The organism is Sphingomonas sp. (assembly GCF_035910975.1).
Classification (GTDB): Bacteria; Pseudomonadota; Alphaproteobacteria; order Sphingomonadales; family Sphingomonadaceae; genus Sphingomonas.
In genome coordinates this window covers 155,468-167,406 of sequence record NZ_JAMHWM010000032.1, presented here as the reverse complement: position 1 = coordinate 167,406, position 11,939 = coordinate 155,468, and the positions used below count along the sequence as shown (strand labels likewise).

The following is an 11,939-nucleotide window of genomic DNA, read 5'->3' as shown; positions in this document are numbered from 1 at the left end:
GTAGGAGTCTGGGCCGTGTCTCAGTCCCAGTGTGGCTGATCATCCTCTCAGACCAGCTAAGGATCGTCGCCTTGGTGAGCCTTTACCTCACCAACTAGCTAATCCTACGCGGGCTCATCCCTTGGCGATAAATCTTTGGACTTACGTCATCATCCGGTATTAGCTCAAATTTCTCTGAGTTATTCCGAACCAAGGGGCAGATTCCCACGCGTTACGCACCCGTGCGCCACTAGACCCGAAGGTCTCGTTCGACTTGCATGTGTTAGGCATGCCGCCAGCGTTCGTTCTGAGCCAGGATCAAACTCTCAAGTTTGATGTTCTACACCAGCGCCGGTGGAATGACCGACGTCGGCGCAGCTCATTTCAAGGAGCCGTTCCTGCACAAATACATATTACTGTGGATATGTATTAGGACATGTAGAGAACCCCGCGCCAGGCAAGCCTGACGACGCGGAACTCAATGGAACGGCTTGGTTTTCCGAGTATCCAGCACCTTGAATGCTGGACCCGGGGCCGCCGCCCACATGTCCCTTCATCTTGACCAACAATGTCAAAGAGCGTCAAAAACCGACGCCTTCCGTCACCCTCTTTTGGGAGGGCGACCTGGGCGCCTGGTTTTTGGTGACCGTCGAAGCGAACCGTGTGGCTCACCGCGTCGGTGGAGTGGCTTCTATGCCCGACCTCGATTCCCGTCAAACACTTTTTGCAATTTTATTGCAGATGCCGCCTATTGCATTGAAAAATAACGATTTACGGCATCGTAATTCACCATGGGCTACCCACCTCTGGTGACCGAATCAGCGCGAATCAACTCGAATCAGCCCGCAAACCCGGCCGAAACCGGGGGTAAATCGCTGCGCTCGCAGGTGCGCAGCGCGGTAATCTGGCGTTCGGGCACCCAGATTGTCGGCCAGATGATCGCCTGGGGATCGACCTTCCTGGTGATTCGTATCCTCAGCCCCTCGGATTACGGCCTGTTCGCGATGACGCAGGTCGTTCTGGTCCTGCTGAACATGCTCAACGGCTACGGTCTCGCCAGCGCGCTGATCCAGAAGGCCGAGGCCGACGAGCGATCGGTCCGCCAGTTGTTCGGCATGCTGATGATCCTGAATTTCGGTCTGGGCGCGATGCAGTTCCTCGCCGCCCCGCTGGCCGCGGCCTATTTCCGCCACCCCGAGGTCGCCGACCTGCTGCGCGTGCAGTCGCTCATATATATAACGACGCCGTTCGTGGCGCTTCCTTATGCGCTGCTCAGCCGGCGGATGGATTTCAAGCGGCAGGCGGCGGTCAACCTGGCGTCCTCTCTTGCCGGCGCGGTCGTCGCGCTGGCGGGCGCGCTGGGCGGGCTTGGCGTCTGGACGCTCGTCGCCGCGCCGCTCGCCATGTATCTGGTGAAGGCGGTCGGCATGATGCACGCCGCCCGCGCGTGGATGTGGCCGAGTTTCGATTTCCGCGGCGCGGGGGCGATGGCGCGCTATGGCGGGCTGATGGCGACGGGCCAGCTGTTCTGGTTCATCCAGAGCCAGGCCGACGTGTTCATCGCCGGGCGCTGGTTCGACGCGCATATGCTGGGCATCTATACGACTGCATTGTTCCTCGCGCAGATCTTCGTGTCGAAGTTCGTGCCCGCGCTGAACGAGGTCGCCTTCTCCGCCTATGCCCAGATCCGCCGCGGCGACGGCGCGGTCGCCGACGCCTTCCTCAAATCGGTGCGGCTGGTGCTGCTGCTCGGCATGCCCTTCTATCTCGGGCTCGCGGTCGTCGCCGATCCGCTCGTCCATGTCATGCTCGGGCCCAAGTGGCTGGAGACCGGGCCGGTGGTCGCGCTGCTCGCGCTCGCCATGCCGTTCATGACCGTGCAGGCCCTGCTCGCCCCGGCCAGCGACGCATGCGGCCACCCGGAGATCAGCGCGCGCAACTCCGCGACCGGCGCGGTGATCCTGGCCACGGCGTTCCTGATCGGGGTGCAGTGGGGCGTGCACGGCCTGACGATCGCGTGGATCGCCGCCTACCCGCTCTATCTCACGATCTGCGTGCGGCGGACGCTGCCGGTGCTCGACGCGAGCGTCGCCGACCTGTTCCGCGCCGCATCGGTGCCGGTACTTGCGGCGTTGGCGATGGCGGTGGTCGTCCTGCTGGTCGATCGCGCGCTGCCGCCGATCGGACCGGCCGGTCGGCTGGCGGCGCTGGTGGCGACGGGGGGCGCGATCTACGCCGCCTGGCTGATCCTGTTTGCCCGCGACACGGTGGTCGAGACGGTAGCGCTGATCCGCAACCGCTGATCGCCCCTCAGGCGTGCGCGATATAGTCGCGCATCGCCGATGCCTCCGCCTCGATCCGGTCGATACGATGCTTCACCAGGTCGCCGATCGAGACGATCCCGACCAGCGCCTCGCCCTCCAGCACCGGCAGATGGCGGATTCGCCGCCGCGTCATCAGCGAGAGCGCGCCAAGCACGGGCTCGCCAGGCGACACCGTCATGGCGGGGGCGGTCATCGCGTCGCGCACCGGCCGTTCGAGCGCCGCCGGGCCCTCCGATGCGAGACAGCGAATCACATCGCGTTCGGAAAACACGCCGGCGACACGGCCGCCATCCAGCACCGGCACCGCGCCGATCCGCCGTTCGGCGAGCAATTGCACCGCCTCGCCCATGGTGGCGCCCGCGTCGATCGCCACGACATCATGGCCCTTGCCGCCCAGGATAACCGCGATCGTCATCGCCTCTCTCCTCTCCGCTGCCTGTCGCGCCATCCTAGGCGCAATCGGCGCGCCGACCAAACGCGCAAAGAAAGAGGCCGGGCCCGCGACGACGCGCGGACCCGGCCTCCTTTCATTCCCGCGTGATCGGGGATCAGGCGGCCGGCGGCACCGCCTCGCCCTCATCGTTCCGCACCTTGCGCGGACGGCCGCGGCGCGGACGCTCGGCAACGCCATCGTCGCCCGTCGCCGATTCGGTCGAGATGGCCGGCGGCAGGAGCGCAGCGTCGAAGCCTTCGGTCGCGACCTCGGCGACCGGCTCGCGGCGCGGACGGCCGCGGCGGCGCGGTTCGTCGTTGGCGGCAACCGGGCGTTCCTCGCGCGGCTCGTTATAGCTTTCGCGGGGCGCGCGAGCCTGGCGGCGCGGGCGCTCCTCGCCGGCATCCTCGGCCACCGCGCCCTCGTCACGCGCCTCATCGTTCGCGCGATGTTCGTCGCGGTCACGGCGCGGGCGCGCCTCGCGAGGCTCGTCGCGATCACGGTCGCGGCGTGGACGCTCCGCGCGTTCGGCACGCTCGGCGCGTTCGCCGTCGTTCTGCTGATACCGGGCGGGGTTCGCTGGCTCGCCTTCGAAACCGAAGTCCTCGCCGCCGTCCTCGTCGCCCTCGTCCTCGCGCTGGCGCCGCCCCTGCCCCTGCTCCTCGAAGCGCGAGCGGTTCTCCGCCAGCACGCGGAAATAATGGTCCGCGAACTGAAGGTAATATTCGGTGGTCACGCGGTCGCCGCTGCGCTGGGCGTCCTGCGCGAGATTCTTGTATTTCTCGAGCAGCTGGGCGGCATTGCCGCGCGCGCGGTTATCGATGCGATTCCCGTTGTCCGGGCGACCGGGGTTACCCCCTTGACGCTGCCCGCCACGGCCGCGACGGCGGCCGGCCTGACGATTGTTCATCAAAATGGTCTGTCCTGTCCCAATACTGGCATCTGCCGGGACCCGCCGAAGCGGCCCGAATGCGGATGCGTGACATCCCCCCGGACAGCCCCGCCTTCCCAAGGCGAAGCGTCCCGCCAAAGGCCGCCGGACGTCAGCGGCTCTTGTAGCTTGATTGAGCGGGCCCCAGTCATCGCGACCATGCCATTTCAGCGACTTGGTAGCTGTTGCCTGCCCCGCCGCCATTCTTAGCGACAAGGGCCGGCCCCGCCAAGCATTATATTGTGCGCCCGCACGGACGCTTCAAGCAAGCACCAGACAGCGCGGCCGCCCGGCCAGATCGGGGCGCACGCTGAACTCGAAACCCTGGTCCGCGAATAATGCCGACGCCGCCTCCGCCTGGGTCGATCCGATCTCGATACACGCCACCCCGCCGGGCGCGAGTTGGCCGCGCAGCACCGGCGCGATCGCGCGATAATCGTCGAGCCCGTCCTCGCCCGCGAACAGCGCCGACGCCGGCTCCCAATCGCGCACCTCGGCGCCGAGTATCTCGCCGGTGCCGATATAAGGCGGATTGCACAGGATCAGGTCGTGGACAGCGCCGTTGCCGGTCCAGCCGCCTATCGCGAACCGCGCCCGATCCGTCATGCCCAACCGCGCCGCGTTTCCTGCCGCGATCACCAGCGCCGCGTCCGAGGCGTCGATACCCACGCCGCCTGACTGCGGCCACTGGTCGAGCGCGGCGAGCAGCAGCGCCCCCGATCCGGTGCCGAGATCGAGCACCGATCGCGGCCCCGCCGTGCCGGCGAAGTGATCGACGGCCGCCTCGATCAGCGTCTCGCTGTCCGGGCGCGGCACCAGCACGCCGGGGCCGACCGCCAGCGTGATCGTCCAGAAATCGCGCGTGCCGGTGATATAGGCGACGGGCTCATGGCGCAGGCGGCGCTCGACCAGCGCGGCGAAGGCATCGGGCGCGGCATCGTCGAGGCGGGACAGCAGCAGCGTATCGCGGGTCACGCCCAACGCATGCGCCATCAGCAGTTCGGCATCGAGGCGGGGCGTGGGGGATAGTGCCGCGAGGCGGTTGGCGGCGGCACCAATCGCCTGTCGCGCATTCTCCCTCTCCCCTTCTGGGGAGAGGGCCGGGGAGAGGGGCGGTACGGCAGGCGGCATCCTCTGCGAGACACCCTCCCCCTCTCCCAACCCACTCTCCTGAAGGGGAGAGGGCTTTTTGCCGTCGTCATCCATCCAGGCTCGCCAGCCGTTCCGCCTCGTCCTGCGCGATCAGCGCGTCGATCAATTCGCCCATCTCGCCCTCCAGTATCTCGGGCAGGCGGTGCAGCGTCAGGTTGATGCGGTGATCGGTCACCCGCCCCTGCGGGAAATTATAGGTGCGGATGCGTTCGGAACGGTCGCCCGATCCCACCATCGCGCGGCGCGTACCCGATCGCTCGGCCGCCAGCCGCTCGCGTTCCGCCTCATAAAGGCGCGTTCGCAGCACCTTCAGCGCCTTGGCCTTGTTCTTGTGCTGCGATTTCTCGTCCTGCTGGATGACGACCAGGCCCGTCGGCAGGTGGGTGATCCGCACCGCCGAATCGGTAGTGTTGACCGATTGGCCGCCCGGCCCCGACGATCGATAGACGTCGATCCTGAGGTCGCGCGCCTCGTCGATCTGGACGTCCACCTCCTCCGCTTCGGGCAACACCGCGACGGTGGCGGCGGATGTGTGAATGCGCCCCCCGCTTTCGGTGACGGGCACGCGCTGGACGCGGTGGACGCCGCTTTCGAACTTCAGCCTGGCGAACACGCCGGTACCCGTCACGCTGGCGACGACTTCCTTGTACCCGCCCGCGTCGCTTTCCGAATGCGAGATCAGCTCGACCCGCCAGCCCTGGCCGTCGGCGTAGCGCTGGTACATGCGCATCAGGTCGCCGGCGAACAGCGACGCCTCGTCCCCGCCGGTGCCAGCGCGGATTTCCAGCATCGCCGGCCGCGCATCGGCGGCGTCGCGCGGCAACAGCGACAGCGCCAGCGCCCGCTCGGCCGTCTCCAGCGCGCCTTCATTGGCCCGCAGTTCCTCGGTCGCCATCGCGCGCAACTCGGCGTCGCCGTCCTGCGTCATATAGGCGAGCGATTCGGCCTCGGCGCGCAACCGCCGCACCTCGGCCGCGGCGGCGGCGACCGGCTCGACCTCGGCATATTCCTTGGAAACTTGGACGAAGCGATCGCCCGACAGGTCGCCGGTCGCCATCAGCGCCTGCAACTCATCCTTGCGCGCCTCGATCTGCGCGATGCGTTCGGGGGCGATCCTCATCCGCACCGTACCCCGGCGAAGGCCGGGGCCCAGCTACGAGCCGGCCGGTGCTGGACCCCGGCCTTCGCCGGGAGGACGACGGACGTCACGAAGCAGCCTCCGCCATCGCGCGAAGAAGCGTTTCCACGCGACCATGTTCCGGCGCGCCTACGACCGACCGACCATTCGCGACGGAGCGCCCATCGCGGACGGTCACCGAAACGATCACCTTCGCCGACAGCTTCATCGCCTTGTCGTATCGCTTCCTGGGCGAACCCGTCGCGATCATTTCCGCCGACAGACCGTCCTTCCGGAAGGCTACGAGCGCGCTCTGACCCAGCGCCAGCGCCCCGTCATCCTCGACCGCGATCACCACGTCCGGTGCCGGTCCGACCTCAGGCTCGTCCACCAGCATCGCCAGCCGCTCGACCCCCGCCGCCCAGCCGACGCCCGGCGTCGGCGCGCCGCCCAGGCTCTCGATCAGCCCGTCATAGCGCCCACCCGCCAGCACGGTGCCCTGCGCGCCCAGTCGATCCGTGACGAACTCGAACGCGGTGTGGCGATAATAGTCCAGCCCGCGGACCAGCCGGTCGTTGCGCGTCCACTTGACCCCCGCCGCGTCGAGCCCGCCCGTCACCGCGGCGAAGAAGTCCGACGCCTCGGCGGTCAGGAACTGGTCGATGCCCGGCGCGCTGTCGGCGATCGGGCGGTCGCGCGGGTCCTTCGAATCGAGGATGCGCAGCGGGTTCTTGTCGAGCCGCGCCACGCTGTCCTCGGACAGCTCGGCCCGCGCGCCCGCGAAATGTTCCACCAGCGCCGCGCGCCACGCATCGCGCGTCTCGGCATCGCCCAGCGTGTTGAGCTGGAGCGTCACGCCGTCCGCGATGCCCAGGTCGTTCAGCAGCTGATCCGCGAACGCCAGCAGTTCGACGTCCGCCGCCGGCTCCGCCGCGCCGATCACCTCGGCGTCGATTTGGTGGAACTGGCGATACCGCCCCTTCTGCGGGCGTTCGTAACGGAACACCGCGCCCGACGTCGCGATCTTCATCGGCGCGTGTTGCTGCCAGCCGTTGGTGATGAAGGCGCGCGCGATGCCGGCGGTGAATTCCGGCCGCAGGGTCAGCGAATCGCCGCCCTTGTCGGGGAAGGAATACATTTCCTTCGACACCACGTCGGTCGTCTCGCCGATCGACCGGGCGAACACCTGCGTATCCTCGAACACCGGCACTTCGATGCGCTGGAAGCAATAAAGCCGCCGCACGCGATCGAACGCCTCGATCACGCGGGCGAACCGGCGTTCCTCGTCGAACGCGATGTCCTGCGTGCCGCGGACTCGTTGGGGTGTCTGGATGCGCGCCATAGCGGCGGCCCTTTATCGATGCGGTGAACCGAGCGCCAGACCCCGGCCTGCCCGCTTTGGAGCAGCGATCACCGCTTCTCCACGCGCCAGCGGTAGGTGAGCGCCCCTGCCCCCACGTCGAGCGAGGCGAGCGCGCCGGAACGGGTCACCACCGTCCCCACCGCGCCGCGCAGGTCGCGGGGGCTGCGCGTCACGGCGGGCAGCGCGACGATCGCCACCCGCTCGACGCCTTCGGGCAACGGCTTGCCCTGCTTGTCCTGGGTCAGCGCGCGCACGGCGATGCGGCGCTGTTCGCCGGGGCCGATCCGCGCGCTGCCGCCGCCGACATAGCCCAGGCCGGTCACCTTGCCGTCGGCCTCGAAATAGATCGGCGACACATCGACCGCGACGGTGCCCCGGTTGGCGATCGTCGCGATCAGCACGTCGCACTGGCCGAGCGCGGGCAGCGCCAGCATCGACACGGGCCGGGTGCCCGGCGGATCGTCGGCGCTGAGCGGGGGGCACACCCGGCTCGCCCCCGGCCGCCACAGCCGCCCCGTCACCTCCAGCCCCTCCGCCGCGCCGCGCGCCGAAAGCGGGGCGATCGCGGCGAACAGTGCGGCCTGATGCTCGGCATCGCCCACGATCTGCAGCGCCGCCGCGCCTTCCGCCGCGCCGGGGGGCAGGCCAGGCGGCATCGCCAGCCGGCTGGCGCCGATGCCCGATTCGAGCACGACGCTCTCCCCCACGCGCGTGTCGGCAATATAGAGTGCGACGCGGTCGCCGGCCGCGAAGCCCTCCTCGATCCCGGCGGGCATCGACAGGGTGCGGCCCGCGCGGGCGAGCGGATAGCGGCGCGGCCGGTCCGGCGTCAGCCCGAGCACCCCCATGTCGAGCGACCCTTCGAAGCTGGGCTTGGGCGCGCCACCGCCGATCCCGGCGTCGGTCGCCTCGATCGCCACCGCCAGGTCGCGCAGCGACCGCACCCGACCGGCGGCGATCGCGCGGGCCAGCGCATAGCTGAACTGCGACAGTGGTCGAGCATCCGGGCTGCCCAGCGGCAGGCGGCGCTCGATCGCCAGCGCGCCCGGCGCCGCCGCGAAGAACGCCGCCAGCCGCCCCGCGCCCGCCGGATCAACCGGCGCCTCCGCCAGTCCGGGCGGCAAGGCGTCGCCGGGCGCGGACACGCGCGCGGGGATCGATAGCTGCTTGGTATCCAGCGCCTTGGTGCGGATGTCCGCCCCGCCCGATCGGAACACTCCGCCGGCATGGCACGCGTCGGCGACGAACCACACGTCGGCGCCCTTGGCGCGGATCGCGGAGATGCGCGCGGCGAGTTCCTTGTCGAGCACCGCGCCGGGCACGCGTCCCGCCCCGCCGTCCCACGCGCGCGCGTCGAGCATCAGATAGAGTTCGTCGAAGCCGTCGGGCTCCAGCGCGGGAGTGAGCGTCGGTGCCTGCGCGCCATGGCCGGAGAAATAGACCAGTACCTGTTCGCCGCGCACCGCTTCGGCCGCCAGCCGGTCGAGCGACGCCAGCACCGCCGCGCGCGTCGGCGGCGTGCCATCCGTCGCGGTCATCAGCTCCAGCCGATCCCTGGGGAAACCGGCGCTGGTCAACGCGGCGGCCAGACGACGGGCATCCTCCTCCGGCGCCTGGAGACGCAGCGATGCGGGCAGGTTGGGGTAGGAACCGACGCCGATCAGCAGCGCGCGGTCGGCGTGGGCGGGGGTGGCGAGAAGCAGGCCGACAAGGGCAGCGACTACCCCTTTCGTCATCCGCGCGAAAGCGGGAGCCCACCTCCGGCAGAAGCGCCGGGCCAGTCCGGGGAACGGGTTCCCGCTTTCGCGGGAATAACGCGTCGTGCGCGTCACCGCCTCAATTGATCCCCAGAACCACGCGGTTCTGGACGCGGCCGGAATTGCCGATCTCCACCGTCACCTGCTCCGATTTCGTGGGCATCCACGAACAGATCTTGACGTCGCCGGGACGGATGTCGTGGCACGCCGCGCCGACCCGCAGCGTCAGGTTGGTGTCGCCGTCACCCTCGATATAGACGACCGCCGGCCGGCCCGCCTTGAAGGTTTCGGTGAAGCTGCGGCGCTCGCCGCCGCGCAGCAGTTCCTGGCTGACACGCGGCCCCGCGGCGCGCCCCTTGAAGCCGATCGCGCGCAGGTCCGCCACCACGCTGCCGACGCGCGGATCATCGCCGCCCAGCGCCTCGGCCCTGGCCAGCCAGTCCTCGGCGCGGCCGGCGGCGTTCGCATCGGGCTGCACCTCGGCGGTCGCGCGCAGGCGGGCGGCGGCGATCATCAGCCACGGGTCCCTGGCCTTCTCGCCAGCCCGCGCGATTTCCGCCGACAGCTTCAGCGTCTCAAACGCGGCGATCGGTTGCGGTTCCGCGGCCGGATCGGCGGCGGGCACGGGCGCCATCGCGGTCAGCAGCACGGCACCGGCGAACAGGCAGTAACGAACCATGATCCCCTCTTCGTCAAATCCGCCAGAATGTGCCGCACAACCGCCTGACGTTCAACTTACGGCTCTCGTCAGTCGCTTTTCCATCTTGCCTGTAAGAAACCGTAAGGCATGATGACACGGGGGGACAGCGCGATGCGGCTCTTGCTGCTCGAGGATGATGGCGAAGCGGCGCAGCGTGTCCTGCGCGCATTGACCGATGCCGGGTACGACGACGTCAGCCGTGTGACGCGCGGCGAGGACGCACTGAAGATGGCGGCCGGAAGCGCCTATGATCTCATCATCCTCGACCGAATGAACGACGGCATGGACGGGCTGGAGGCGCTGGAGAAGCTGCGCGAACTGGAGGTGAAGACCCCCGTCCTCGCGCTCAGCAACCTCGGCTCGACGCGCAACCGCATCGAGGGGCTGGATGCCGGCGCCGACGATTATCTCGCCAAGCCGTTCGACGGCGAGGAACTGGTCGCGCGCGTCAAGGCGCTGCTGCGCCGTGCGGTCGCCGATCCGCACCCGGAAGTGATCGTGCTGGGCGACCTCGAAATCCGGGTGAAGGCCCGCACCGTCCACTGGAAGGGCGGCTTCATCGACCTTTCCCCGAAGGAATTCGAGATCCTGAAATTTCTGGCCGAAAACGCCGAATCGGTCGTCTCGCGCCAGATGATCTGGAACGCCTGCTGGCCCGAATACCGCATCCCGCCGCAGATCAACGTGATCGACGTCAACCTGTCGCGGCTGCGCGCGAAGCTCGACGCCGGGGTCGGCTTCCCGATCATCCATACCGTGCGCAAGCAGGGCTTCATCGTCCACGCCCAGCCCAGCGCGCACGGCTGACCTCCCGCGCGGTCGCACATGCGGGAAGCCCGGCAGGTCTCGACGATCCAGCGTCTGCTGGTCGGTTATCTGTTCGTCATCGCCTTGCTCGGCGGCGGCTTCGCGGTGGGCAGCGCACTCCTTGTCCGCGCCGCCGATCGTGACCGCGCGATCGCGCTGATCGACACCGACGTCGCCGAAACGCTCGACAAGATCGGTCGCGATCCGGCCAGCCAGCGCGCCCGCGCCTTCGCGATCGTGCTGGCGCGCTCGGCGATCGACGACGAGCGGCTGTACCGGCTGACCGAAGATGGCCGCGTCGTCGCCGGCCTGCCCGACACGGTGATGCTGCGGCGCGAGGGCCGCTTCTACGAAAGCAGCGCGCCGGCAGGCCTGGCGCGGCGCATTCGCATCGATGCCGATACCGATCTGTGGATCGGTCGCCGCCTGGTCCAGGGCTCGCTGACCCGGCGGTTGCTGACGATCGGCGCGATCGTACTGGGCATAGCTCTGGCCATTGCCGGCATCGTCGGTTTTCTGGCGACGCGGGAACTGCGCGCGCGCGTCGCCGCGATCAACGCGGCGTGCGACCGGGTACGCGGCGGCGATTTCGCCGCGCGCGCGCCGGCGGGGACGCGCGACGACGAATTCTCCGCCCTCGCCCGCCACGTCAACGACATGCTCGAACGCATCGATTCGCTCGTCGCCGGGCTGCGCGACGTGTCGAACCGCATCGCCCACGATCTGCGCACCCCCGTCTCACGCCTGCGCAACTCGATCGACCAGGCCGCCGCCGCGCCCGATCTGGACGAGGCGCGCAGCCTCGCCGCCGCCGCATCGGCCGAAACCGACGACATCCTCCAGACCTTCGAGGCGCTGCTCGACATCGCCGAGGTGGAGGCGGGATCGACCGGCGGCCTCGCCCCGATGCGGCTCGACGAAGCGGTGGCGGCCGCCGTCGAACTCTATGCGAGTGTCGCCGACGCGCGGCCGATCCGCCTCAGCACCCGTCTCGACCGCGTGACCATCCTGGGCGAGAAGATGCTGGTCATCCGCCTCGCCGCCAACCTGATCGACAATGCGATCAAATTCTCGCCGCCGGGCAGCATCGTCGAGGTCGTCGTGGCGGAGGAGAGCGGCGCCGCCCGGCTGATGGTCCGCGATTCGGGGCCGGGCATCCCGGACGAGGAACGCGACATCGTGCTCGGCCGCTATCAGCGCGGCAAGACGGTGCGCCACGTCGCCGGCCACGGCCTCGGCCTCGCGCTCGTCACCGCCGTCGCCAAGCGGCACGGCGCCAGGGTCGATCTGGAGGGCGCCGACCCCGGCCTGTCCGTCAGCGTACGGTTCAACCGGTTCGAGGGGTGAGCGGCATCAGCAGACTTGCCCGCCGCGCG

At 69.0% G+C, this 11,939-nt stretch carries 11 protein-coding genes and 1 rRNA gene; 4 read left to right on the top strand and 8 right to left on the bottom strand.

The window, feature by feature from the left end:
* Positions 1 to 313 (bottom strand): 16S ribosomal RNA (locus VYI76_RS13145); the annotation flags it as partial.
* A gap of 224 nt (positions 314 to 537) precedes the next feature.
* Here VYI76_RS13145 and VYI76_RS13140 point away from each other — a divergent pair.
* On the top strand, positions 538 to 792 hold the full coding sequence (locus VYI76_RS13140) for a hypothetical protein (RefSeq protein WP_326525247.1): 255 nt from the start codon (positions 538 to 540) through the stop codon (positions 790 to 792).
* Positions 771 to 2,282, top strand: a complete 1,512-nt coding sequence (locus VYI76_RS13135) for a lipopolysaccharide biosynthesis protein (protein WP_443018958.1) — start codon at positions 771 to 773, stop codon at positions 2,280 to 2,282. Before VYI76_RS13140 ends, VYI76_RS13135 begins: the two co-directional genes overlap by 22 nt.
* Before the next feature lie 7 nt (positions 2,283 to 2,289).
* Here the strand turns inward: VYI76_RS13135 and VYI76_RS13130 are convergent, their stop codons facing one another.
* The 7 genes from VYI76_RS13130 to VYI76_RS13100 form a co-directional block, all read right to left on the bottom strand.
* Positions 2,290 to 2,718, bottom strand: a complete 429-nt coding sequence (locus VYI76_RS13130; RefSeq protein WP_326525246.1) for a CBS domain-containing protein — start codon at positions 2,716 to 2,718, stop codon at positions 2,290 to 2,292.
* A gap of 133 nt (positions 2,719 to 2,851) precedes the next feature.
* Complete coding sequence (locus VYI76_RS13125; RefSeq protein WP_443018957.1) at positions 2,852 to 3,649, bottom strand: DUF4167 domain-containing protein; 798 nt, start codon at positions 3,647 to 3,649, stop codon at positions 2,852 to 2,854.
* Between the two features lie 279 nt (positions 3,650 to 3,928).
* Positions 3,929 to 4,798 carry a peptide chain release factor N(5)-glutamine methyltransferase gene (gene prmC / locus VYI76_RS13120; protein WP_443018956.1) on the bottom strand — a complete coding sequence of 290 codons (870 nt, stop codon included), beginning with the start codon at positions 4,796 to 4,798 and terminating at the stop codon, positions 3,929 to 3,931.
* A 67-nt stretch (positions 4,799 to 4,865) separates the two neighbouring features.
* A complete protein-coding gene (gene prfA, locus VYI76_RS13115) occupies positions 4,866 to 5,939 on the bottom strand; it encodes a peptide chain release factor 1 (RefSeq protein ID WP_326525244.1) in 1,074 nt (357 codons plus the stop codon).
* Between the two features lie 85 nt (positions 5,940 to 6,024).
* Entirely contained in the window at positions 6,025 to 7,278 is a 1,254-nt protein-coding gene (hisS, locus tag VYI76_RS13110) for a histidine--tRNA ligase (RefSeq protein WP_326525243.1), read from the bottom strand.
* A 68-nt stretch (positions 7,279 to 7,346) separates the two neighbouring features.
* Entirely contained in the window at positions 7,347 to 9,035 is a 1,689-nt protein-coding gene (locus VYI76_RS13105) for a caspase family protein (RefSeq protein WP_326525242.1), read from the bottom strand.
* A gap of 100 nt (positions 9,036 to 9,135) precedes the next feature.
* Positions 9,136 to 9,735 (bottom strand): hypothetical protein, encoded by a 600-nt coding sequence (locus VYI76_RS13100; protein ID WP_326525241.1) that lies wholly within the window; start codon positions 9,733 to 9,735, stop codon positions 9,136 to 9,138.
* 108 nt (positions 9,736 to 9,843) lie between these two features.
* Between VYI76_RS13100 and VYI76_RS13095 the strand changes: the two genes are divergently transcribed.
* On the top strand, positions 9,844 to 10,563 hold the full coding sequence (locus VYI76_RS13095) for a response regulator transcription factor (protein WP_326525240.1): 720 nt from the start codon (positions 9,844 to 9,846) through the stop codon (positions 10,561 to 10,563).
* 18 nt (positions 10,564 to 10,581) lie between these two features.
* Complete coding sequence (locus tag VYI76_RS13090; protein WP_326525239.1) at positions 10,582 to 11,910, top strand: sensor histidine kinase; 1,329 nt, start codon at positions 10,582 to 10,584, stop codon at positions 11,908 to 11,910.
* Positions 11,911 to 11,939: the final 29 nt, after the last annotated feature.

Coding starts and splice junctions, on each gene's coding strand:
- VYI76_RS13135 (WP_443018958.1), top strand. CDS start 771: ATGGGCTACCCACCTCTGGTGACCGAATCAGCGCGAATCAACTCGAAT.
- VYI76_RS13130 (WP_326525246.1), bottom strand. CDS start 2,718: ATGACGATCGCGGTTATCCTGGGCGGCAAGGGCCATGATGTCGTGGCG.
- prmC (WP_443018956.1), bottom strand. CDS start 4,798: ATGCCGCCTGCCGTACCGCCCCTCTCCCCGGCCCTCTCCCCAGAAGGG.
- prfA (WP_326525244.1), bottom strand. CDS start 5,939: ATGAGGATCGCCCCCGAACGCATCGCGCAGATCGAGGCGCGCAAGGAT.
- hisS (WP_326525243.1), bottom strand. CDS start 7,278: ATGGCGCGCATCCAGACACCCCAACGAGTCCGCGGCACGCAGGACATC.
- VYI76_RS13105 (WP_326525242.1), bottom strand. CDS start 9,035: ATGACGAAAGGGGTAGTCGCTGCCCTTGTCGGCCTGCTTCTCGCCACC.
- VYI76_RS13100 (WP_326525241.1), bottom strand. CDS start 9,735: ATGGTTCGTTACTGCCTGTTCGCCGGTGCCGTGCTGCTGACCGCGATG.
- VYI76_RS13095 (WP_326525240.1), top strand. CDS start 9,844: ATGATGACACGGGGGGACAGCGCGATGCGGCTCTTGCTGCTCGAGGAT.
- VYI76_RS13090 (WP_326525239.1), top strand. CDS start 10,582: ATGCGGGAAGCCCGGCAGGTCTCGACGATCCAGCGTCTGCTGGTCGGT.